The sequence below is a fragment of the Halocynthiibacter sp. genome (genome assembly GCF_049608145.1).
GTDB lineage: Bacteria > Pseudomonadota > Alphaproteobacteria > Rhodobacterales > Rhodobacteraceae > Halocynthiibacter.
This window is the reverse complement of the sequence record NZ_JBMYXF010000046.1, coordinates 1-23,231: the sequence shown is the minus strand read 5'-3', so window position 1 is coordinate 23,231 and position 23,231 is coordinate 1. Positions and strand designations below refer to the sequence as shown.

The following is a 23,231-nucleotide window of genomic DNA, read 5'->3' as shown; positions in this document are numbered from 1 at the left end:
GGCTGAACGCTACCGAACACAAATGCATGAAAATGGTAGGTGGCGGAGACGAAGGGATTCGAACCCTCGAGACGATTCCTCGCCTACTCCCTTAGCAGGGGAGCGCCTTCGACCACTCGGCCACGTCTCCGCTGACCCGTTTAGCGGCAAGCCCGCGGGGCGACAAGTAGAAAATCATACCCAAATTAAGAATTTCAAACGCATGGGGCACGCCAAGGCAAAGTTAATCCGCGCTGAAGCGACATTTCAACAGGCGAGCGACTTGCGCACCATATCCCAGTAAACCTCTTCCACACGCTCCAACGACAGACGTCCACCTTCGCGATACCAAGTGTTCACACCGGTCAGCATGGCGATCACAGCCATGGCAGACAGATGCGCATCTTCTACCGCAAATGCACCAGAGGCTTTGCCGTCAGTCAGAATGTCTTCAAACACTTTTTCATAGGCTTTCCGGCGTTCTGTTATGGCGCTGTAGTTGTCCGAGGTGAGGTTCCGCAATTCCATATAGGCAATAAAAACGGCTTCTTGACGTTCCATATGGAAACGGATGTGAAATCGTACTAGAGCTTCCAGCCGGATCAACGGGGCACCATCAGGATCCGCATTTTCCCAAGCCTCAAGAAGCGCGACCATATGAGCATCCATCAGATCGAACAGCAACGCCTGCTTATCTTTGGTGTATAGATACAGCGCACCGGCCTGCACCCCGACTTCACCTGCGATCTGGCGCATGGAAACCGCTGCAAATCCGTGGCGCGCGAACAATCGCTCAGCCGCGTCGCGTACCCGGGGGCCCGTAATTTCGGAATGAGAACCTGTTTTTCTTGCCATAGATGCAGGTTATCTGAACACACGTTCATTTCAAGGGGGTAAACAGGGTCTGATTTCATGATCCTGCGTTCACCCCCTGTTAATCCCGGAACAGCCAGACTAAAATCATCTCATAACGAAACGGAGCAGCCCTTTGCGAATCTTTCTTTTCTCCGGCTTGATCGGGCTGACACTTTTGGCCTGCGCGCCCCCTGCACATATTCGCACAGTAGAACAGACCGTTGCCAGCCGTGGGGACTGGCCGGAAATTTTGCCGTTGCAAGACCTTCTGAATGCTAAAGGTACGGCAGCCAGCACGCGAATAAGTGCTGAAGAACAAGGCGCACATCTGGCATCCCGTGTGAACAGCCTGAAAAACCGAGCCCGCCAACTGCAACGGCCCGTGATTGATCAGACCCGACGCGCCCGCCTGCTGGCCGCACTTTCCCGTGAGAACAGCTGAATTTTCCGCTGATCCCTTGCTTGTCTGCATTGCACCTGGGGCACATTCGCGCTAACCAGGCTGCAACAAATGGACTTTCTGACAGAACGGAGCCCCCCTATGACCGCACCTCTTCGACTTGGCATTGCAGGACTTGGCACCGTGGGTGTTGGAGTTGTGAAAATCATCCGCCAGAAAGCCAATCTTCTATCTTTGCGCACAGGCCGCCCTGTCGTCATCACCGCTGTATCAGCGCGCTCAAAAGATAAAGATCGCGGCGTGAACCTGTCTGAATACGCTTGGGAAGATGATCCCGTAAAACTGGCAACCCGTGATGATGTTGATGTCTTCGTTGAACTGATGGGGGGATCTGACGGCCCGGCTAAGGCCGCGACCGAAGCCGCTATCGCTGCGGGCAAAGATGTTGTCACCGCGAACAAAGCCATGCTGGCCGAGCACGGTCAAAATCTGGCCGAAGCGGCCGAAGCGGCAGGCAAAGTCATTCGCTTCGAGGCGGCCGTTGCTGGTGGTATCCCGGTCGTAAAATCCCTGACAGAAGGTCTGGCCGGAAATGACATGACCCGCGTAATGGGTGTCATGAACGGCACCTGCAACTACATCCTGACCCGGATGGAAAACGCAGGCCTGCCCTATGATGAGGTCTTTGCAGAGGCGGATGCTCTCGGCTATCTAGAAGCAGATCCGAACCTAGATGTGGGTGGCATTGATGCCGGGCACAAACTGTCTCTGCTGGCTTCTATCGCCTATGGCACCAAGGTTGCTTTTGACGCGGTTGAACTAGAAGGCATCGGACGGATCACCATTGAAGACATCCATCAGGCCGCCGATATGGGTTACCGCATCAAGCTGCTTGGTGTGGCACAGATGACAGGCCGCGGTCTGGAACAACGTATGACCCCGTGCTTGGTACCCGCAAATAGCCCGTTGGGTCAGCTGGAAGGTGGCACCAATATGGTTGTTCTGGAAGGCGACAATGTCGGTCAGATCGTTCTGCGCGGTGCCGGTGCCGGCGAAGGCCCTACCGCAAGCGCTGTGATGTCTGATGTTATCGAAATTGCACGCGGCACCCGCCTGACCACCTTTGGGCAGCCAGCATCTACCCTAGAAGACGCGCGCCCGGCAAAATCTGCGACCCCTGCACCGTACTATCTGCGCATGGAACTGTCCGACAAACCTGGGGCACTTGCAAAAGTTGCATCTGTTCTGGGCGAAGCAGGTGTTTCCATCGACCGTATGCGTCAATACAGCCACGAGGCCGAAACAGCCCCCGTACTGATCGTGACGCATAAATGCACACGTCAATCCCTAGACGAAGCTTTGCTGGGTCTAGGCAGCACAGGCGTGGTTGCCACAGATCCCGTCGCGATTCGCATCGAATCCGTTTAAGGTCAAATTATCCGATATATATTGAAACTTTCGCCTGGGCTTCCGGGCGAAAGTCAGAAGCGACTAATTTACTGCATCTTTTTCACCACAATGTGAAAAAATGTCCGTTTGACCAATTGAAAATAAAATTTTGGAATTTCCCATATTTCAATGGGAAATGACCATTCACCACCGCCAATATGAAGCATTAATTAAATTAAATACCCTATGGGTGATTTAATTTAACCATATTGCACGCCTGGCTTGAATTTATTTCAAATTCTCAATACTGCCCAAAAAGACATCTATTTCTCTGATCAGATCCCGCGCTAATTGCACCTGCCCAATCGTTTTATTTGGATTGTTCTTGTGTGGGCTCCCTCAGAACCGAATAAAACCAGGGAGGCAGTCAAATGCCTTTGTCCACAAGCGACGTAATTTTTCTAGGCAATTTCGCCGATGCGGATACAGATGAAACCACAGTTTCTATCGAAAACACTGCGCCTTATCTGGGCGTGCATGGATCTGCCGCTGACCCTCTGAAAAATCATCTTCTTTCTGTGACTTATGATGATGTAAATTCCGACAACAACATTCGGACAAACAATTTCTCACCCAATGAAACCATCAGCTATGATCTGGACGACGGCAATGGCGTGATTACCAGCGAAGTCGATTCCCTGATCGTTGCTAATCTTACGGTAACTTATATGGACGGCAGCACCGCGTCCTTCACCAATACAGTGCTATATCAGGATACGAGTGGAAACCTATTCCTGACCAATTCGAATTTCGCAGGCACAAATATCAACGGAACCCCGCCGCAACACCTTCGATCTATTGATGTCACCTCGATCATCAACAGTGCATATAGCGGGTTGTTTCAAAACGCTCTGCAACCCATTGTTTGCTTTGCCCGTTCAACCCGCATTCTGACACAAAGGGGTGAATGCTTGATCGAAGATCTGAAAACCGGTGACCTAGTATATACACGGGACAATGGTTTACAGCCCATCAGGTGGATCGGGTCCAGCACCCGGCTGGCCGCGGGACCGCTTGCACCGGTTCTTATTCGTAAAGGCGCATTGGGCAACAACAGAGATCTGCGCGTCAGCCAACAACATCGCATGCTGGTCACCGGATGGCGGGCTGAGCTATTCTTTGGTGAAACCGAAGTTCTTGTACCAGCAAAATCGCTATTGAATGATAAGACTATCACGCTTGATACCGAGGGATCGGTCGAATATTTCCACATGATGTTTGACACCCATGAGATCGTATTTGCCGAAGGTGCGCCGGCTGAAAGTTTCCACCCCGGGGAAGAAGCCTGGAGCAGCCTTGACGAAATTGCGCGTTCCGAAATTCTTGAGATATTCCCCGAATTGGCACGCGATCGGGCAAACACATACGGCCCCACTGTACGCCGCTGTCTGACCGGGCGGGAGGCCCGGACAGTGTTGCGGTAACCTACCGTCTTCACCAAGATCGCATACGATATGGCCCTATGGGGCTTTAAAAAATTCAAACTTCCGCTTACCATTCGTTTAAAATCTATAAAGAAAGTCACTCATGGATTGGTTCGCGGCTGTTGATATCTATTGTGAACGCACAGCACCAGGATTCTGGAACGAACCTCTGAATGCGATCTCTAATCTGTCCTTTATCCTAGCTGCAATTTGGGCTGGCAATGAAAGCCGTAAACGCCCCGGTCAGCCCCTTGTTATCTATATGCTAATTGCGCTGTGCTTTCTGATTGGCATTGGATCTTTTCTGTTCCACACATTTGCGAATACTTGGTCTGAACTGGCCGATGTGATCCCGATCTGGGCATTTGTGGCCATCTATATCCTGGCCTCTGTACGGTTAATCGGTGGGGTGTCGCCCGGCCGGATACTGAGGGTGTCTTTGATGGTGATTGCTGGAATCATCATTACTTTTATGGCCACGTCAGGAAACGACACATCACAGAGTAACCCAGAAACACCCATTTCAATGCTGAATGGATCTGGGCAGTATCTGCCTGCTGTCTGTGCGATGCTGATCTTATCCACCCTGACATGGAAGCGCAGACATCCCCTTGCCCCTTGGTTCATCACCGCGACAATTATGTTTATGATTTCGCTGACATTCCGCACCCTAGACATGCATCTTTGCGCCGCCTGGCCCTTTGGCACGCATCAGATGTGGCATCTGCTGAACGGTCTGATGTTGGGGGTGTTGCTGCAGGCCCTTATTCGCAACACTGCCAGGCCAGATCAACCAATACAGCTTGCTCCTGGCGCCATGTCAGACTAAACCCTGCGCAACTTTGTTTTATCCGGGAACACCGAAATGCCCACCACAACCGACTTTAACGACCGTATGCTGTCTCTGGGCCTTGCCCGTGTTTCCGAGGCAGCCGCCCTTGCATCCGCCCGCCTTGTTGGTCGTGGCGACGAAAAGGCCGCTGATCAGGCTGCTGTAAATGCAATGCGTGAACAGCTGAATCTGCTGGATATTGCTGGTGTGGTTGTGATCGGCGAAGGCGAACGTGACGAAGCGCCTATGCTGTATATCGGTGAAGAAGTTGGCACAGGCACGGGTCCTGGCGTTGATATCGCGCTTGACCCGCTGGAAGGCACGACGCTGACCGCGAAAGACATGCCAAATGCACTGACAGTGATCGCAATGGGCCCACGTGGTTCCATGCTGCACGCCCCGGACGTATACATGGACAAGTTGGCGGTTGGCCCAGGCTTCCCCGAAGGTGTTGTGACTTTGGACATGACCCCAAAGGAACGTGTTGAAGCGCTTGCAAAAGCCAAAGGTTGCGCCTGTGAAGACATCACAGTGTGTGTTCTTGAACGCCCTCGCCACGAAGACGTTATTGCGGGCATCCGTGAAACCGGTGCTGCGATCCGTTTGATTTCTGATGGGGATGTAGCAGGCGTTATGCACTGTGCAGAAGCTGAAACAACCGGCATCGATATGTATATGGGCACCGGCGGCGCACCAGAAGGTGTTCTGGCTGCGGCGGCTCTGAAATGCATGGGCGGTCAAATGTATGGCCGTCTGCTGTTCCGCAACGATGATGAACGTGGTCGCGCATCTAAAGCTGGCATCACTGATTTCGACAAAATCTACACACGCGACGAAATGGTCACCGAAGATGTTTTGTTCGCCGCAACCGGCGTGACAGACGGGTCCATCCTGTCTGGTGTGAAACGCGAACCCGGCTGGATGACCACTGAAACTGTTCTGATGCGTTCGCGCACTGGTTCTGTGCGTCGCATGGAATACCGCACCCCTGTGGATGCTATATAATCAACGTGTCTGAGGCCCCAGCATTTCTGAATGTTGAAGCGTCGCTTACCGGGCGGCGTTGGCTGGGGCCTGACATCGAGACCGAGCGCCAAGCAGAAACCATGGCGCAACAAACCGGTCTCGCTCCGGCATTATGCAGAACACTCGCGCGCCTTGGTGTCACTGCGATGGATGCACCTTCCTATCTGGAACCTTCGCTACGGGATCTGCTGCCCGATCCGCGTTCCCTGCGTGATATGGAAACCGCAGCCGCGCGTTTCCTACAGGCCGCACAATCTGGCCAACGTATTGCTGTTTTCGCAGATTATGATGTGGATGGTGGTACATCCGGGGCGCTTTTGATCCATTGGCTGCGTGAACTGGGTTATCCCGTCGATCAACGTGCCACACTTTATGTGCCTGACCGGATTGACGAAGGCTATGGCCCCAACGCCCCCGCAATTGCGGAACTTGCAACGAACCATGATCTGATCGTTTGTGTCGATTGCGGCACGCTTTCACACGAAGCGCTGGCAGCCGCTGGAGACACCGATGTCGTGGTTCTTGATCACCACTTGGGCGGCGAAACCCTGCCTGACGTGCATGCGGTGGTAAATCCGAACCGTCAGGACGAAAGTGGCGATCTGGCCCATCTTTGTGCGGCAGCCGTCGTTTTTCTGATGTTGGTCGAGGCCGGCCGCCAGATGCGCGAAGCAGGCAATGCCGGGCCAAACCTGCTGAATCTTCTGGATTTTGTTGCCCTCGCCACCGTTGCAGATGTTGCTCCGCTGATCGGCGTGAACCGCGCCTTTGTGCGACAGGGGCTGAAAGTGCTGGCGCAACGCCGCCACGCCGGGCTTGTGGCTTTGGCTGACAGTGCCGGCATGGATGGCCCGCCGACGTCTTATCATCTTGGGTTCCTTCTTGGGCCGCGCATCAATGCCGGCGGCCGGATCGGCAAGGCCGATCTTGGTGCACGCCTGCTGGCAACAGTGGATCCCCAGGAGGCCAGCGCTATGGCTGCGCAATTGGAAATTCTGAACCGCGAACGCCGTGAAATCGAAAACCTGACTCGCGAAGTTGCAATGGATCAGGCTCAGACACGTTTGGACGCGCATACGCCCGAAAACAACCAGCCTGCGGCTCTCGCATGGGCCGCTGACGACGGCTGGCATCCTGGTGTTGTTGGCATCGTTGCATCCCGTATGAAAGAAGCCACCAATCTGCCCGCCATCGTCATCGGCTTTGATGGCGAAGCTGGCAAAGGATCGGGTCGATCCGTGTCTGGTGTGGATTTGGGGCATGCCATTCAGAAACTGGTGGCGGAAGGTCTTCTGGAAAAAGGCGGTGGACATAAGATGGCGGCTGGCCTGTCGCTGACCCGGGCCCAACTGGAACCGGCCATGATCCGTCTTGAGGAACTTTTAGCGAAACAGGGTGCAGGTCTTGGTGGTCCTGCTGCACTGAAGCTTGATGCTATGCTAATGCCTAGCGCAGCACAGACAGATCTGGTTGCCAAAATCGAATCCGCGGGCCCCTTTGGCGCAGGAGCGCCCGGTCCCCGTTTCGCCTTTGCCAGCCAGAAAATCTTCTTTGCCAAACGTGTTGGGGAATCACACCTAAAAATTAGTTTCGGTGACGGTATGGGGCCGCGCATTGATGCGATTTGTTTTGGTGCTTTTGATGGCGCGATCGGCCCAGCCCTACAGAATCACAATGGCGCATTGTTCCATCTGGCCGGACGCCTGGAAATTAACCGCTGGCAAGGACGTGAAAGCGTGCAATTGCGCCTTGAAGATGTGGCCGAGGCCTGAAAACCACCTGTGCACCTCCGAAAACGCGTGATTTTTTAACTTTTTCACTTGCCGGGTCACGGACAACGCGCTAAATACCCGCTCACCGAACGGTGCTCCCTTCGTCTATCGGTTAGGACGTCAGGTTTTCAACCTGAAAAGAGGGGTTCGATTCCCCTAGGGAGTACCACGGTTTTTCTCTTCGAAATTACTGATTTGCTCAAACTGCGCGCGTTCTGCATGTTCAAGTTCATACCAGACAAGCTTGCAACACGCCAAAACCCCTAAAAACAGCCCGTTATTGCTGTTCTCACCGGTGGTGTCAGGATATTAAGACTTGGACCGCGTCGTTTCAGTCAGTATCAGTGCACGAAAGACGATACCGAAAAAGGAATCTGGACTATGCCGCAATATCGTTCGCGCAGATCTACTCATGGCCGCAACATGGCCGGTGCACGCAGTCTCTGGAGAGCAACTGGCGTTGGTGAAGGTGATTTCGGCAAGCCGATCATTGCTGTCGTGAATTCATTCACGCAGTTCGTGCCAGGCCACGTTCACCTGAAAGACCTTGGTCAGTTGGTTGCCCGTGAGATCGAAGATGCTGGCGGTATCGCGAAGGAATTCAACACTATTGCGGTGGATGACGGCATTGCGATGGGGCACGACGGCATGTTGTATTCTCTGCCCTCCCGCGAACTGATTGCAGATTCAGTTGAATATATGGTCAATGCTCATTGTGCGGATGCCATGGTCTGTATTTCCAACTGCGATAAGATCACCCCAGGTATGTTGATGGCCGCCATGCGCCTGAACATCCCGGTAATCTTCGTATCCGGTGGCCCGATGGAAGCTGGCAAGATCGACATCGCAGATCTTGATATGAACAAAGTTGACCTTGTTGACGCAATGGTTGCTGCGGCCGACGACAAATTCACCGATGAACAGGTGAAGCATATCGAAGAAAACGCCTGCCCCACCTGCGGATCCTGTTCCGGTATGTTTACCGCGAACTCTATGAACTGCCTTGCCGAAGCTCTGGGCCTTGCCTTACCGGGCAACGGATCAACCCTTGCCACACACTCAGATCGCAAACAGCTGTTCCTGAAGGCCGGCCGTCAGATCGTTGACATCACGAAGCGTCATTATGAAGGCAATGAAGCTGGGCTTTTGCCGCGTGAAATCGCAAGCTTTGACGCTTTTGAAAATGCTATGTGTCTGGACATCGCCATGGGCGGCTCCACCAATACGGTCCTACACCTTCTGGCGATTGCTCAGGAAGGTGAAGTCGATTTCACCATGAACGACATGGATCGCCTGAGCCGCAAAGTGCCCTGCCTGTGTAAGGTCGCGCCAAACACCCACAACGTTCATATGGAAGACATCCACCGTGCAGGTGGCATCTTCTCTATCCTAGGTGAATTGCATCGTGCCGGGCTGATCAATGAAGATGTCAGCACCATTCACACGCCGACCATGAAAGAAGCGATCGAAACCTGGGATATCGCAATCGCGGATAATCCCGCAGCGGAAGTTTTGTTCAAAGCGGCCCCTGGTGGCGTGCGCACGACACAGGCTTTCAGCCAGTCAAACCGTTATAAAGAACTGGATAAAGATCGCGAAAACGGCGTGATCCGGTCTGCCGAACATGCGTTTTCCAAAGATGGGGGCCTTGCGGTTCTCTTTGGCAATATCGCGCTGGACGGCTGTATCGTAAAAACTGCGGGTGTAGATGAAAGCAACCTGACGTTCTCGGGCTCGGCCAAGGTTTATGAAAGCCAGGACGACGCTGTCAGCGGCATTCTGACCGGCAAAGTCAAAGAAGGCGAAGTGGTGATTATCCGCTATGAAGGCCCGCAGGGCGGCCCCGGCATGCAGGAAATGCTGTACCCGACGTCGTATCTGAAATCCAAAGGTCTGGGCAAGAAATGCGCATTGCTGACGGATGGTCGTTTCTCGGGCGGTACATCAGGTCTGTCTATTGGCCACGCAAGCCCAGAAGCCGCTGAAGGCGGTGCAATTGGCTTGGTTGAGAACGGTGATACAATCAACATTGATATTCCGAACCGGACAATCAATCTGGACGTCTCTGAGGCAATTCTTGAAGAACGCCGTCAGGCGAAAGGCCCGCTGCCATGGGCACCAGCAGAACCACGCAAGCGCGCGGTCTCATCTGCCCTGAAAGCATACGCCGCCCTGACAACAAGTGCCGCCAAAGGCGCTGTTCGCAAGATCTGATACACCCGGGCAGGACAGCCCACTTCGACTAAAAACAAAGCCGCCAGCGTGTTTGTTATGCGCTGGCGGTTTTTTGTTGATCAGAGCAGGTCTTGTTTCAAACAAAAAGGGGCCACCCGAAGGCAGCCCCTGAATTCTGTTGAACACCCAGTTTACATATTCGGGTAGTTCGGGCCGTCACCACCTTGTGGCGTGGTCCATGTGATGTTTTCAGAAGGATCCTTGATGTCACAGGTTTTACAATGCACGCAGTTCTGGAAGTTGATGACAAAATCGCCATCGACAACCTCGTAAACACCGGCAGGACAGTAGCGCTGCGCAGGTTCCGCGAATTGCGGCATGTTCACAGACATCGGGATGCTTGCGTCTTTCAGCTTCAAATGCAGATGCGCCGGTTGGCTTTCTTCATGGTTGGTCATGGAGAAGCTGACGTTGGTCAGGCGATCAAAGCTGAGTTTGCCATCGGGTTTCGGGTAATCAATCGGCTTATGCTTATCGGCGGATTCAGTTGCTTGGGCATCGTTTTTGCCGTGCTTCCAAGTGCCCAATGGGTTCCAGCCTGTGATATTGGCAACCCACATGTCAAAGCCGCCCAACATCAAGGATGCCATCAGGCCAAACTTTGACCAAATCGCTTTCACGTTGCGCACAGGCTTCAGGTCAGCGGCAATTGGGCCGTTGCGGACCATATCGTCATAGGACTGAAGTTCGTCACCGGAACGACCGTCTTTGATCGCTGCGAATGCCGCTTCGGCGGCATGCATACCGGAATACATCGCGTTGTGATTGCCCTTGATGCGCGGCACGTTAACCATGCCCGCAGAACAACCCAAAAGCGCGCCACCTGGGAAACAGGTTTTCGGCAGAGACTGCCAGCCACCCTCGGTGATCGCACGTGCGCCATAGGCGATGCGCTTGCCGCCTTCCAGCAGCTTGGCGATTTCCGGGTGGTGCTTGAAACGCTGGAATTCCAAGTAGGGGAAGAGATGCGGGTTCTTGTAGTTCAGGTGAACCACGAAGCCGACATAAACCTGATTGTTTTCCAAGTGATAGATGAAGGAACCACCGCCCGCATTGCTGCCCAAAGGCCAGCCCATGGTGTGGGTCACGGTGCCCTCAGAATGCTTAGCAGGGTCGATTTCCCAGATCTCTTTCATGCCAAGGCCGTATTTCTGAACGTCGCTATCGGCGGCCAGATCGTATTTTGCGATCACTTCTTTGGAAAGGGATCCACGCACACCTTCCGACAGGAAGACATATTTGCCGTGCAGTTCCATGCCAGGTTCAGTGTTTTCGCCGTAGGACCCGTCTGTTTCCAGACCAAAAACACCGGCAATCACGCCTTTGACTTCGCCGTTGTCGCCAAACACCAGTTCAGAACAGGCCATGCCTGGGAAGATTTCGACGCCCATTTCTTCGGCTTGCTCTGCCATCCAGCGACAAACGTTGCCCATGGACACGATGTAGTTGCCGTGGTTGTTCATCAAAGGCGGCATCGGGAAATTCGGGATGCGCACTTGGCCCGCTTCACCGAGGATCAGGAAGTTGTCTTCCTTCACGGGCGTGTTCAGCGGCGCGCCTTTTTCTTTCCAGTCCGGCATCAATTCATTCAAGGCGCAAGGATCAAGCACCGCACCTGATAGGATATGGGCGCCAACTTCGGACCCTTTTTCCAGAACGACGACGTTCAGGTCGGCATCCAGTTGTTTCAGACGGATCGCTGCAGACAGACCAGCGGGACCAGCGCCCACGATCACTACATCATATTCCATCGACTCGCGTTCAATCTCGGCCATTGTCACCCATCTCCACGTCGCTTACGGCTGCGCAATATTGTTTCCCGAAAAGCCCTACCGTCTTTGCAGACCTGTCGTCAATTCAAACGCGCCGTAAAATGATCTTCAGGCGGCATTTGCCACACGTTCACGCCATATTAACCAGGCAGTTTCTATATCAACATCATGACCCGTTTATCAGACCGTTTCATTTGGTAAATTTGCCAGAAGATCCGGAATAGGGCCGGAATTTCGCTGAAACACAACGTGAGCCGCATGACCTATTGACTTCCCTTAGCTGCCACTGATTAAACACAGACTATTGATTTTTTCCCTTGGGAAAGCTGATACTCAACCCAGAACAGAAAAATAACAGGGCCACTATGGAAAAGATACCAATGACACGCGGCGGGCATACCGCGCTTGAGAAAGAGCTGAAGAACCTCAAATCTGTTGAGCGTCCGGCTGTGATCAAAGCCATTGCCGAAGCCCGCGAACATGGGGATCTCTCTGAGAACGCAGAATATCATTCTGCCCGCGAAAAGCAGAGCTTCATTGAAGGTCGTGTCAAAGAAATTGAGGCCATTATTTCGCTGGCTGAAGTCATTGATCCGGCAAGCCTGTCCGGTGCCATCAAATTTGGCGCAACAATTACGATTGTTGACGAAGACACCGATGAAGAAAAGACATACCAAATCGTTGGTGAACCTGAAGCTGACATTGAAAACGGAATGCTGAATATCAAATCTCCACTGGCGCGTGCTTTGATTGGCAAAGACGAAGGCGACAGTGTTGAGGTTCGCACCCCAGGCGGACAACGCGATTACGAAGTGCTTAGCATCGTCTACAAGTAACGTCTTTCACCGTTGAAAGTGCATCTATGTCTGAAGACAAAGATCAGATTACCCCATCTGAGGTTTCCCCGACGCCAATAACACCGTCGGCGGCGGCGAAAGGCACGGCTATTGTCCCTCCCACGCCAACGACGCCTCCAGGCAAAACGGCTTTGACGCGTACCAACCGTAGCCCCGGATCATCATCCGTAAACTTGGGAGTTTACAATCAACCCGGCCAGGCGGGCGTTTCTGCAACGGAACTGATTGCGATTGCATTGACGATGCTCTGGCTTGGTCTAGTGGTGATTTTCTATGTTTTCACCGACACAGAAGAGACCCCCGGTCAGAACGGCAGCCTTCAACTGATCATGACGCTTCTGGCAATTTTTCTGCCTGTCGCCGTGATCTGGATTGGCGCGGTTGCAGCACGTTCAGCAAGGGTTATGAAGGCCGAAGCAAACCGTCTTCAGGCCGCGATTGACGGTATGCGCCAAAGCTATGTCGCCCAAGCCCAGAGTGGCGGTGCAGCATCCCCTTCCCTGGAACAAAAGCTGGATCAGATTGCAGCCGCACAGAAAGAAACCGAAACGGCACTGGCCCGTTTTACGGCGTCACATTCTGCAGATACGTCTTCTCTGCCTGCCGTCGCCCTAGCGCCTGCACCACAGCCACCGACAAATCAGCAGGGGCAATCCGCCCTGGAACTGGGCACCCCGGCAGAAGCCTTGGATGCGCCTTTATCCATTGCTGCTTTTGTACGGGCAATGAACTTTCCGGAAAGTGCGGATGACCACGAAGGTTTCGCCGCCCTGCGTCAAGCGCTGCAAGACCGCCACAGCGCCCGTCTTGTGCAGGCCAGCCAAGACATCCTGACACTGCTCAGCCAGGAAGGGATCTATATGGATGATCTGCGTCAAGACAAAGTGCCCGCAGATTACTGGCGGCGTTTTGCTGCGGGTGAACGTGGTGAAACCATTGCGCAACTGGGTGGGATTCGTGACCGTTCATCCCTAACACTTTCGGCCGGACGTATGCGCCAAGATCCGGTGTTTCGCGATGCCGTGCATCACTTCATCCGCCAGTTTGATCTCAGCTTTATTGAGTTTGTCAAAAACGCGGGCGACGATGACATTATGGCGTTTTCGGATACCCGCACGGCCCGCGCCTTTATGTTACTGGGCAGAGTCGCCGGCACCTTTGACTAAGGGTGATGCAGGCGGGACATGCCCCCGCCTGTGCGAATTTCCACCGAAAAGGTGAAAAAATCATGAAGCAAAGCTACCCCAGGGGATAAAGCGTACCGTCGTGCCCGGGGTGATGTCGGTAACATCTTCAGCGATATCAACAATGCCATCCGCCCAGGTCAAACCCGAAATGCGGCCGGAACCTTCGTTGGCAAACAGTTCCACCGCGCCATCTGGCCTGATTTTACCACGCTGAAATTCACGGCGACCTGGTTTCTTTTTCTTACTGAAAGCAGCAGGCAACATGAAGCTTTGGGGGTCGCTCCATTTGCCTCCTGCGAGTAGTAAGCAGGAGGGGCGGGCGAACATCTGGGCGGTGACAAAGGCGGCAACGGGATTGCCGGGCAGACCAAAGACAGGCGTGTTGTTCCAGAGCCCCAGCGCCAAAGGCCGCCCTGGTTTCATCGCAATCCGCCAAAGCTGCATTGCGCCACTTTCCGTCAGCAGCGCAGACATATGGTCTTCATCACCTTGTGATGCGCCGCCAGAGGTCAGAATGACATCGGCCTGCGTTGTGGATGCGTCCAGAGTGGCACGCAACGTGTCGCGATCATCCGGCGCATGCCCCAGATCCACGGGCTGATGGCCCCAGCTGCGGATCAGCTCCAGCAGCATCGGGCGATTGGCGTCATAGGTGCGGGCGGGATCAATGGTTTCGCCGGGTTTTGCCAGTTCATCCCCTGTGGACAGCACGCCGACACGCAACGGTTTCCGGACAATCACCTCGGCAATGCCAAGCGAGGTTAGCAGACCAAGTGCGGCGGCATCAAGGCGGGTGCCTGCGGGCAGGGCTAGCGCGCCAGCCGTGATGTCTTCGCCCATTTTGCGCACATTGGCCCCGGGTTTGATACGACCCTGAAAACGGATCTGACCATCCGCAACCTCAACATCTTCTTCCATGATCACCGTATTCACACCAGGCGGCGTTAAGGCGCCCGTGAGAATGCGGATCGCCTGACCATGGGGCACGGGATCCATATGGGGATCACCCGCCGCAGCACGACCATCAGAGAGCGGTAAAGTGGTGACCGGATCCGTTAGGGCAGACGCCGCAAACCCGTACCCATCCACCGCAGAATTATCTGCAGGCGGGCTTGCACGCAGGGCCGTGGCATCTGTCGCGAGGAAACGCCCGGCGGCCTCCCAGAGGGGCAGGGTTTCCGTTGCGCAGTTTACGGTGAGATTGTCGCGCAGATGGGCGAGCGCTGTGTCCACCGGCGTCCAGGTGACGCCTGGCGGCAGGGCGAAACAGTCGTTTTTCAGGGGGGCTGGTGCGTCAGTGGGGGCTGCTGTGTTGGTGAACCCCAGCTCTAGCGAGATAAAATCCGCAATCGCTGCTGTGTCATCGAGATCAATCACCGGACATGGCGAATGGGGCATGGGAGCATCGCTTGCGATCACTTTGATCGTGCCGTCTTCCGCTGCAATCATCGGATGGTCATTGACCGCGCGGATGCATTCGACCTTGCTGTGGGGTTCGCGTTTGAACCCTTCGACCAGTACCAGATCACAGGGCGTGAGGCGGGCGATAAGTTCCGATAGGGAAGGTTCATCATCCCCGCGCAATTCCCCCATTAGGGCCCAGCGGTGTTTAGATGACAGAAAGACCTCGCGCGCGCCGGCCTCGCGATGGCGGTAGCTGTCGCGCCCAGGCTGATCCACGTCGGTCGTGTGATGGGCATGTTTGATAGAAGAAACTCGCAGACCGCGGGATGTAAACTCAGCAATCAACCGCTCCATCAACCCCGTCTTGCCCGCGTTTTTCCAACCGGTGACGCCAAAGATCTTCATGTTCTAGCCTTTCAGAATCTCATGCGCTGTTTGCAGGTCTTCGGGGGTATTCACATTGAAGAACGGGTTAACATCGCCTGTCAGCGCAAATTCTGCATAGGCGTTTCCACGGGGCTGCGTAAAGGCGACGATTTTGCGCAGGCCGCCATTAAGGGCTGTACGCAGGTCATCACGCAGATCAATGGACCAGAGGCCGAAGGTCGGCTGACGTTGCTGTTTACGGGTTGGGCAAGGCGTGGCGGAGAGCACCACAGGCGCGCCGGTGATCTCTGCTTGCAACTGCAATTGCGGCACAAGATCGGGCGGCAGGAAGGGCGTGTCGGCGGCGGCGGTGACAATGTGTTCAAAGCCGTGTTCGGCCGCATAATCCAGCCCCGCCAGAATACCTGCCAATGGCCCGGCAAGTTCCCCAGGGGCATCGGCAATCACAGGCAGGTTAAAGGCGCTGAAACGCCCGGCATCGCCATTGGCGTTCAGTACGAGTTGCGCGACCTGGGGTCCAAAACGGGCCAGCACATGGTTCAGGATTAGGCGGTCCCCAAGCTGCAACAGCCCTTTATCAACCAGGGTCTCATCCCCCCCGCCCATCCGGGTCGCCTGTCCACCGGCAAGGATCACACCTAAAGGAGATTTCATTGCTTCGCCCCTTTCCTACGGTTCTTTTTGTCTTCTTCCGGGACGCGTTCAGGATCGGCATCACGGATCAGGCGCCCTTCGCCTGACAGACAGGTGAACCGACGACCACGCATGCGGCCAATGATCGTCAGCCCAAGGTCACGCGCGATGGTGACGCCGGAGGCGGTGAAGCCGGAGCGGGACACAAGCACCGGAATGCCCATAGAGGCACATTTGATCACCATCTCAGACGTCAGCCGTCCGGTGGTATACATGATTTTATCGCCGCCATCGGTGCCTGTTGCACGCATCCAGCCAGCGATTTTATCGACGGCGTTGTGACGGCCCACGTCTTCCATATAAACAAGCGGCCGGTCCTCATGACACAGAACCGTGCCGTGGATCGCACCTGCAGACAAATACAGTGAAGGGGTTGTGTTGATTGTGTGCGCAAGGGCGTAAAGCCAGCTTGTGCGGACCTCGGACTGGGGCAGTTCCAGCCCCTCAAGCCCTTCCATCATATCGCCAAACACCGTGCCCACGGCGCAACCCGATGTGCGGGTCTTTTTGGCAAGCTTTTCCTCATAGTTCGTCACGCGATCCGTGCGGATAACGATGGTTTCAAGTTCTTCATCGAAATCCGTGGCGGTCACAATCTCATCCGCCGCCAACATGCCCTGATTGGCCAGAAAACCAATCGCCAGGTAGCCAGGGTAATCACCGATGGTCATCGCGGTGACGATCTCCTGGCCGTTCAGGAAAATCGTTAGCGGGCGTTCTTCGACCACGTCAATTTCAACCGTATTGCCGAACTGATCCTGCCCGGTGACCGCCGTGGTCAGCCCCTGCGTGGAAGGATCGGGTGCGATCAGATATTTATGGGCGTTATCACCGTTTGTCATTTGCATCCCCTTGTAAATTCGGGCAACGATTTCCCGCACAGATTAGGAGCAGCGCGTGACCACCACCAGTTCAAAATCGCATTATCTGCGCGGATTGCGCACCGGCCTGCCATTTATTCTGGTCGCCGGTCCATTTTCCCTGCTTTTTGGCGTGGTCGCGACAGAGGCCGGGCTGAACCTGCTGGAAGTCATGGGCTTTACCTCCATCGTGATTGCGGGCGCGGCACAATTTGCAGCCCTACAGCAGATGACAGATAATGCCCCGGTGATCGTGATCCTGGCGACAGCGCTTGCGGTGAACCTGCGCATGGCGATGTATTCTGCGGCCCTTGCGCCCCATATCGGCAAAGCACCCCTGTGGCAGCGGGCCTTGGCAAGCTTCTTTCTGTTTGATCAAAACTATGCAGTTTCAGTGCTGGAATTTGAGAAAAACCCAGGCATGACACCGCAACAAAGAATCGCATTTTACTTTGGCATCACCTGCGCGATTGTCCCCGCCTGGATCACCGGCACATACATTGGCGCGGTTGTGGGTACGGCGATCCCGCCAGAATATGCTTTGGATTTCGCACTACCGATTACGTTTCTTTCCATGATCGGCCCAGCCCTTCGCACACCGGCGCATATGGCTGCGGCCTTTGTATCCGTGCTTGCGGCTCTAATCTTTGCCTTCTTGCCCTACAATCTAGGCCTGATGACGGCGGCGATACTGGCGATGATGACCGGCGCTCGGGTGGAAATCTGGCTGATTGCCCGTGGAAAATGGAGCTGATCCCATGGATATGACAAGCAATGAAATCTGGCTGACGATTTTCCTGGTGGGCATCGGTACATTTGCCGTGCGGTTCTCCTTTATCGGTTTGATTGGCGACCGTGAAATGCCCGAATGGGTGCTGCGCCATCTGCGATACACGCCGGTTGCGGTCTTACCTGGTCTCGTCGCGCCACTGATTCTGTGGCCCGCCGCCACACAAGGTCAGCCCGACCCGGCACGCCTTGCGGCGGCCTGCGCTGCTTTTGTGGTGGGTTACTTTAGCAAAAGCTTTATCTGGTCCGCAGCAGCAGGGATTGGGACGCTGTTTCTGATGTTGTGGGTGTTGGGGTGATTAAAATACACAACATCAATTTAGGTTTGGACTGGGAAACTCAACAGTCGACAGGTGCGATTAAGAAGAGATTTGCATTTTCAGGTGCTTGGCGTGTCGTTAACCTCTGAACTTCAGACAATGGTACATCGATTAGAGAACACCCTTTCGATACGGCAAATGACCTAGCCAAACGAACACGTTCCTCTAACGGTCGTTCGGCCGTTGGCGAGAAGGAAAAAAATGTTTCCACGACACCTTGGTATGGAACATTTGTTTGGACCATGGTGATACTTACGCCATCAACTACAAGTTCTCTGTTGGCTTCGGAAGAAACACAAGCTGCCAGAGTCGCTATCACACCTCCAGCCATTACGTATTTTTTCAGTCTCAACATTTTACCCTCACACTATTGAAATTTAAGAAATCACGGTGCTGTCTGCCCAGCAAGGACAGATGAATTATCATCTGCGTCGTCATCACGAAACTCAACTCTGGTTACACCTGGCAGTTGTGCAAAGGCACGCATCGTCGCATTGGGGAACCACGAACGGCGGATGCTTTCAAAGCCGGGCAGTTGCATAAGAATCGATGAGATGGAATTGGAACACATCGCCTTAGGCACCGCTCCGTTTTCCTGAACCAGGCGCATGGCGTATTCTGCGACCTCGGGCGTGACTTGAACGGTCTGCACAACAGTGTAGTAAGTCTCACGCGTGTGGTAATCGACATAAAGATCCAGCGCACGGTCAGACATGCCATAATGCACGTCATTGCGTTCAGGCAGACGTGGGTTCCACCAAGTTCCCGCAGGATCAAACATCACGCGTTGCGAAGCATTCACCAGCAATCCGGAATGCGCCCCGGAACCAGAACGCACATTCACAACCGTATATAAAGAAAGAGATTTCGGTCCGCTATGAACGTAAACGGATCTGGAGACTTCCTCATCCGTAGCCCATTTTGATTCAGCTGTAATCCCACAGCCGACAAGGAAAAGCGGCAGGAAAAGCCAGAAAAATCTACGCACGGAAAACCCTTTCAAGGCGCCGGGGCCGGGCCTAACATATGCCATAGATGGCCCCGGAACAGTCAGATCAGCTGTTGAAAACAGCCAGAATGATCAACACAACAATAGAAGCAATCCCCACGCGGGTGCTGGCCGTGATAAAGCCTGCATATGCCTTTTCCTGAACAGAAGTATCCATAGAGCCGTGTTCATGTTTCGCCATTTTACTCATCCTGTAGATATGCGTTTGCGCTGGTTTAGCCGATTTTAAACGGGCTGTCAGCCGTCTGATTTCGCTTTTTCGTCTTCCAGTTCCGCTGCCAGACGGAAACCGATGCGATTGGGTTCTTCATGGCTGACTTCTTTTGGCAGCGCACGCAACATGACGTTCAGCTGGCTGACGTGTTGAACAAGCTGGGTTTTTGCGCCGGATTGATCCGTGCCGTGATAGGTGATGATGTCCGGATCGAAATAACCAAGGCCTTCGATGCGCATCACACCGGCATCGCCACCGGCAAAGCCCATGGCTGCTTCGTGTTCGTTGTCCAGCTGCTTTTCGAAATTCTGGATATAGAGAATGACGCGCTCATAGGCCCATTGCGCCGGGCTTTTCTGGGCAACGGGGGCTTTGGCGACGTTTTCAGGTAGGGTTTCTTCACCTGAAGAGATGGTTCCATCCGGATTGCAGCGCGCATTATACAGGCGCGGCAGCACTTCGTTTTCAGAAGCCTCAGCAGAGGTCACAATCGGTTCAGCGTTTTCGGTTTGATCAGACATCACATTTCCACCCTGTTAACTGGTCTGGAAAACATAGGCCCCATCTGAACGGGTTTCGCAAGTGGCTTCGCCCAAATGCCAGAGATGTGATGTATGCGCCATGGCCTCAACCAAGGCGAGACCGTATTCGCCCGCGCCAATCTTACGTTTGAACAGAGGCGGGAAACAGTCATGCGCCGTGCGCGGGGTTTTCAGATGTTCGCGCAGGCGATCAAGGCCACCATGGTGGTTGTCCACCAGTTGCCGCATCCGGGTGGGTAGGCCGGTAAAGGGCAGCTTGTGGCCAGCCAGAACAAAGTGATCTTCGCGCGCCAATTGACGCAGACGTTCACAGCTTTCCAGCCATTCGCCCAGCGGATCAGCCAGGGGTTCTGTCGCGTACAGGCCGACGTTTGGCGAGATCGACGCAATGATCTGATCACCCGCAATCACCAGATTGTCGTCACGGGACCAGAAGGTGGCATGGCTGGGCGCATGGCCGTTGCCGATATGCACATCCCAGTCGCGGCCCCCGATGCGGATGACATCCCCGGCACGGATACGGCGATAGCCAAGCGGCAGGGGCGCACAAACGTCTGCGAAATTAAAGGGACGTTCATCCAGGCGCTGTTCCAGCGTGTCTGCATCCATGCCGCAGCTTTTCCAGAAATTCACGGTTTCTGCGGTGGGCCGATCCTGGGCGTCCAGCGTCAGCATACGCGCAGTCAACCAGGCAGTGCGGGTCATCCAGAGTTCCGCGCCAAAACGTTCCATCAGCCAGCCCGCGCATCCCACGTGATCCGGGTGATGATGGGTGACAATGATGCGGCCAATGGGTTTGCCCTTCAGCGGACCATCCAGCAGCATATCCCATTCACGCCGGGCCTTAGCCGTGTCAAACCCCGTATCAATCACCGTCCAGCTGTCGCCTTCGTCCAACGCGTAGATATTGACGTGGTCAAGTTTCATCGGCAGCGGCAGGCGCATCCAAAGAACGCCTGGCGCAACTTCGATCGCCTCGCCAGCCGCGGGTGGGGTTTCATGCGGATAGCGAAGTAAGTTTGTCATGCGGTCAGGTCTTCCACGGTCAGAGCATAAAGATCAGAAGCCCCAGAACGGGCCTCAGCCAGGGCTGCTTCATATTCCGGCAACATACGCGTGATGTAGAAACGTGCAAGACGGGTGCGTGCGTGATCCGGGCCACAGACCATTGCGGCACGCAGATGGGCACAGGATCCCAGTACACGGGCAAAGGCGAACAGGAATGGCACCGCACCGGCGAAACGATCGTTCATGTCCTTCTGGCTAACCATCCATTCCGTGGCTTCGCGCATATTTTCTGCGGCTGACCAGACAGAACCAGCCATATTCGGAAACTTCGCACGGGCCTCTTCGGCGCATTGTTCAATTTCTTCCAGCAGACGGAAGGCCATTTCACCACCATCCATCATCTTACGCGCAACAAAATCCATCGCCTGAATACCGTTGGTGCCCTCATAGATCTGGGTCACACGTACATCACGTACAAATTGCGCTGCGCCGGTTTCCTCGATGAAGCCCATGCCGCCATGCACCTGCAAACCAAGGTTTGCAACCGTGCTGCCGGTGTCTGTACCGAAAGCTTTGGTGATTGGCGTCAAGAATGCCGCCCGGGCGATCTGCAATTCGTCGCCGGTGGCTTTGGCCAGATCCAGTGCTACGGCGGTTGCCATTTCAATGGAACGCGCCACGAAAATATCTGCCTTCATCCGGGCCAACATGCGACGTACATCCGCATGATCTGCAATTGTTCCTGTGCCACCTTCAACGGGACTGCGGCCCTGTTTACGATCTAGGGCATATTCAAGGGCCTTCTGATATGCAGCCTCAGCCACGCCAACACCCTGTGTGCCAACACCAAGACGCGCGTTATTCATCATGGTGAACATAGCTTTCATGCCGCCGTGCTTTTCACCGACAAGCCAGCCCTTCGCGCCTTCAAAAGACATCACCGCTGTGGGCGAACCATGCAGGCCAAGTTTATGTTCAAGAGAGACCACACGCAGGCTGTTTTTCTCACCGGGGTTGCCGTCGGCATCGGGGATATTGCGCGGCACAAGGAACAGGCTGATGCCTTTGGTGCCAGGTGCGCCATCAGGCAGACGGGCCAGAACCAGATGACAGACATTTTCAGAAAAATCATTGTCAGCCCAGGAGATAAAGATCTTCTGACCATTCACCGCATAGGTGCCATCGCCATTGTCTTCGGCCTTTGAGGACAATGCACCGACGTCAGACCCAGCGTGGGCCTCGGTCAGGTTCATGGTGCCGCACCATTCACCAGAAGCCAGTTTCGGCAAATACAACGCCTTCATTTCATCAGACGCGTGGTGTTCCAGCGCTTCGATCTGTCCCTGGCTCATCAATGGGTTTAATTGCAGCGCTAGACAAGCTCCCGACATCATATCGTTGACCGCCGTGGACAGTGTCACAGGCAGCCCCATACCACCGAATTCTTCAGAGCCAGACATCGACACCCAGCCACCTTCAGCCAAGGCCTTAAACCCATCCGCAAAACCAGGGCTTGTACGCACAACACCGTTTTCCAGAACCGCCGGTGTCAGATCACCATTGCGCTGCAGAGGCGCGAGGACTTCGTCACAGACTTTCGCTGCCTCTGTCAGGATCGCATCACTGACGTCTTCATCCGCATGGGCAAACATTTCGGTCGTGGTCACATCGCCGTAGGGCACAATATGTTTACAAATAAAACGGAATTCGTCAGCGGGGGCGCGGAAAGGCATGGCGGGTTCCTTATTCTGTTGGCGCGAACTGTCTGGCCGGGTACATAAGATGTGAACCACAGCCAAGCGCGGATGTTGTGCCATGGTCTGCCCTCTGCTATGGGCCTGCAACTGAAACGCAACGTCACCGATGCAGTAACCCTACGGTAATCCCGATGCCCAAAGCCCGCACAGATCTGACGACAGAACGCCTGCAGCCTGATGATACCGGGATCGCACGCGGGGCTGAAATCCTGCGCGCAGGTGGGCTTGTGTCTTTCCCGACGGAAACGGTTTACGGCCTCGGGGGAGACGCCTGTTCTGATGCTGCGGTTGCTGGGATTTTTACCGCGAAAGATCGCCCGTCGTTTAATCCGCTGATTGCCCATGTGGCCGATCTGGAGATGGCACGCGCCTATGCGCATTTCCCAGAAGAAGCCCTGCGCCTTGCCACCGCCTTTTGGCCCGGGCCGCTGACCATTGTTGTGCCTCTGCGCCGCGATTC

The 23,231-nt window shown here is 54.6% G+C and carries 22 protein-coding genes and 2 tRNA genes; 13 read left to right on the top strand and 11 right to left on the bottom strand.

All coding sequences use genetic code 11. The annotated features are described in order from the left end of the window. Positions 1 to 40: 40 nt before the first annotated feature. Positions 41 to 130: transfer RNA gene (locus ACPGUT_RS12715), tRNA-Ser, on the bottom strand. A 116-nt stretch (positions 131 to 246) separates the two neighbouring features. Then, positions 247 to 834, bottom strand: a complete 588-nt coding sequence (locus tag ACPGUT_RS12710; RefSeq protein ID WP_423991938.1) for a TetR/AcrR family transcriptional regulator — start codon at positions 832 to 834, stop codon at positions 247 to 249. A 133-nt stretch (positions 835 to 967) separates the two neighbouring features. On the opposite strand from ACPGUT_RS12710, the gene ACPGUT_RS12705 reads away from it, so the two are divergent. The 8 genes from ACPGUT_RS12705 (at position 968) to ilvD (ending at position 9,951) form a co-directional block, all read left to right on the top strand. After that, positions 968 to 1,276, top strand: a complete 309-nt coding sequence (locus ACPGUT_RS12705; RefSeq protein ID WP_423991936.1) for a hypothetical protein — start codon at positions 968 to 970, stop codon at positions 1,274 to 1,276. Between the two features lie 99 nt (positions 1,277 to 1,375). Then, positions 1,376 to 2,662, top strand: a complete 1,287-nt coding sequence (locus ACPGUT_RS12700) for a homoserine dehydrogenase (RefSeq protein WP_423991934.1) — start codon at positions 1,376 to 1,378, stop codon at positions 2,660 to 2,662. A 392-nt stretch (positions 2,663 to 3,054) separates the two neighbouring features. Further along, positions 3,055 to 4,107 (top strand): Hint domain-containing protein, encoded by a 1,053-nt coding sequence (locus ACPGUT_RS12695; RefSeq protein ID WP_423991932.1) that lies wholly within the window; start codon positions 3,055 to 3,057, stop codon positions 4,105 to 4,107. A 103-nt stretch (positions 4,108 to 4,210) separates the two neighbouring features. Continuing rightward, positions 4,211 to 4,936 carry a ceramidase domain-containing protein gene (locus tag ACPGUT_RS12690; protein ID WP_423991930.1) on the top strand — a complete coding sequence of 242 codons (726 nt, stop codon included), beginning with the start codon at positions 4,211 to 4,213 and terminating at the stop codon, positions 4,934 to 4,936. Positions 4,937 to 4,972: 36 nt separating this feature from the next. After that, positions 4,973 to 5,944 carry a class II fructose-bisphosphatase gene (gene glpX / locus ACPGUT_RS12685; RefSeq protein ID WP_423991928.1) on the top strand — a complete coding sequence of 324 codons (972 nt, stop codon included), beginning with the start codon at positions 4,973 to 4,975 and terminating at the stop codon, positions 5,942 to 5,944. After that, on the top strand, positions 5,944 to 7,737 hold the full coding sequence (gene recJ, locus ACPGUT_RS12680; RefSeq protein WP_423991943.1) for a single-stranded-DNA-specific exonuclease RecJ: 1,794 nt from the start codon (positions 5,944 to 5,946) through the stop codon (positions 7,735 to 7,737). Before glpX ends, recJ begins: the two co-directional genes overlap by 1 nt. A 94-nt stretch (positions 7,738 to 7,831) precedes the next feature. Next, positions 7,832 to 7,906: transfer RNA gene (locus tag ACPGUT_RS12675), tRNA-Glu, on the top strand. A 212-nt stretch (positions 7,907 to 8,118) separates the two neighbouring features. Beyond that, positions 8,119 to 9,951: a dihydroxy-acid dehydratase gene (gene ilvD, locus ACPGUT_RS12670; RefSeq protein ID WP_423991926.1), complete on the top strand. Its 1,833-nt coding sequence runs from the start codon at positions 8,119 to 8,121 to the stop codon at positions 9,949 to 9,951. 152 nt (positions 9,952 to 10,103) lie between these two features. On the opposite strand, the gene ACPGUT_RS12665 is transcribed toward ilvD, so the two are convergent. Continuing rightward, positions 10,104 to 11,747 carry an electron transfer flavoprotein-ubiquinone oxidoreductase gene (locus ACPGUT_RS12665; RefSeq protein WP_423991924.1) on the bottom strand — a complete coding sequence of 548 codons (1,644 nt, stop codon included), beginning with the start codon at positions 11,745 to 11,747 and terminating at the stop codon, positions 10,104 to 10,106. Positions 11,748 to 12,109: 362 nt separating this feature from the next. On the opposite strand from ACPGUT_RS12665, the gene greA reads away from it, so the two are divergent. Together greA and ACPGUT_RS12655 are read left to right on the top strand one after the other, a co-directional pair. Beyond that, positions 12,110 to 12,580, top strand: a complete 471-nt coding sequence (greA, locus tag ACPGUT_RS12660) for a transcription elongation factor GreA (RefSeq protein WP_423991922.1) — start codon at positions 12,110 to 12,112, stop codon at positions 12,578 to 12,580. Positions 12,581 to 12,606: 26 nt separating this feature from the next. Beyond that, positions 12,607 to 13,767 carry a hypothetical protein gene (locus ACPGUT_RS12655; RefSeq protein ID WP_423991920.1) on the top strand — a complete coding sequence of 387 codons (1,161 nt, stop codon included), beginning with the start codon at positions 12,607 to 12,609 and terminating at the stop codon, positions 13,765 to 13,767. Between the two features lie 60 nt (positions 13,768 to 13,827). On the opposite strand, the gene ACPGUT_RS12650 is transcribed toward ACPGUT_RS12655, so the two are convergent. The 3 genes from ACPGUT_RS12650 to ACPGUT_RS12640 are packed head-to-tail and all read right to left on the bottom strand — an operon-like array spanning position 13,828 to position 17,120. Then, complete coding sequence (locus tag ACPGUT_RS12650) at positions 13,828 to 15,597, bottom strand: bifunctional molybdopterin-guanine dinucleotide biosynthesis adaptor protein MobB/molybdopterin molybdotransferase MoeA (protein ID WP_423991918.1); 1,770 nt, start codon at positions 15,595 to 15,597, stop codon at positions 13,828 to 13,830. Between the two features lie 3 nt (positions 15,598 to 15,600). Next, positions 15,601 to 16,233, bottom strand: a complete 633-nt coding sequence (mobA, locus tag ACPGUT_RS12645) for a molybdenum cofactor guanylyltransferase MobA (RefSeq protein ID WP_423991916.1) — start codon at positions 16,231 to 16,233, stop codon at positions 15,601 to 15,603. After that, positions 16,230 to 17,120, bottom strand: a complete 891-nt coding sequence (locus ACPGUT_RS12640; protein ID WP_423991914.1) for a formate dehydrogenase accessory sulfurtransferase FdhD — start codon at positions 17,118 to 17,120, stop codon at positions 16,230 to 16,232. The genes mobA and ACPGUT_RS12640 overlap by 4 nt, the downstream gene beginning before the upstream one ends. A 49-nt stretch (positions 17,121 to 17,169) precedes the next feature. On the opposite strand from ACPGUT_RS12640, the gene ACPGUT_RS12635 reads away from it, so the two are divergent. Both ACPGUT_RS12635 and ACPGUT_RS12630 read left to right on the top strand, forming a co-directional pair. Next, on the top strand, positions 17,170 to 17,886 hold the full coding sequence (locus ACPGUT_RS12635; RefSeq protein WP_423991912.1) for an AzlC family ABC transporter permease: 717 nt from the start codon (positions 17,170 to 17,172) through the stop codon (positions 17,884 to 17,886). Positions 17,887 to 17,890: 4 nt separating this feature from the next. Further along, a complete protein-coding gene (locus ACPGUT_RS12630) occupies positions 17,891 to 18,220 on the top strand; it encodes an AzlD domain-containing protein (RefSeq protein WP_423991910.1) in 330 nt (109 codons plus the stop codon). Between the two features lie 406 nt (positions 18,221 to 18,626). Here ACPGUT_RS12630 and ACPGUT_RS12625 read toward each other — a convergent pair whose 3' ends face one another. The 5 genes from ACPGUT_RS12625 to ACPGUT_RS12605 are packed head-to-tail and all read right to left on the bottom strand — an operon-like array spanning position 18,627 to position 22,747. Further along, positions 18,627 to 19,274 carry a hypothetical protein gene (locus ACPGUT_RS12625; RefSeq protein WP_423991908.1) on the bottom strand — a complete coding sequence of 216 codons (648 nt, stop codon included), beginning with the start codon at positions 19,272 to 19,274 and terminating at the stop codon, positions 18,627 to 18,629. Between the two features lie 22 nt (positions 19,275 to 19,296). After that, positions 19,297 to 19,431, bottom strand: a complete 135-nt coding sequence (locus tag ACPGUT_RS12620; protein ID WP_423991906.1) for an aa3-type cytochrome c oxidase subunit IV — start codon at positions 19,429 to 19,431, stop codon at positions 19,297 to 19,299. Positions 19,432 to 19,487: 56 nt separating this feature from the next. Beyond that, positions 19,488 to 19,985, bottom strand: a complete 498-nt coding sequence (locus tag ACPGUT_RS12615) for a DUF6173 family protein (RefSeq protein WP_423991904.1) — start codon at positions 19,983 to 19,985, stop codon at positions 19,488 to 19,490. Positions 19,986 to 20,000: 15 nt separating this feature from the next. Then, entirely contained in the window at positions 20,001 to 21,032 is a 1,032-nt protein-coding gene (locus tag ACPGUT_RS12610; RefSeq protein ID WP_423991902.1) for an MBL fold metallo-hydrolase, read from the bottom strand. Then, complete coding sequence (locus ACPGUT_RS12605; protein WP_423991941.1) at positions 21,029 to 22,747, bottom strand: acyl-CoA dehydrogenase; 1,719 nt, start codon at positions 22,745 to 22,747, stop codon at positions 21,029 to 21,031. Before ACPGUT_RS12605 ends, ACPGUT_RS12610 begins: the two co-directional genes overlap by 4 nt. Positions 22,748 to 22,902: 155 nt before the next feature. On the opposite strand from ACPGUT_RS12605, the gene ACPGUT_RS12600 reads away from it, so the two are divergent. Then, a partial coding sequence (locus tag ACPGUT_RS12600; protein WP_423991900.1) for an L-threonylcarbamoyladenylate synthase occupies positions 22,903 to 23,231 on the top strand: 329 nt, incomplete at its 3' end.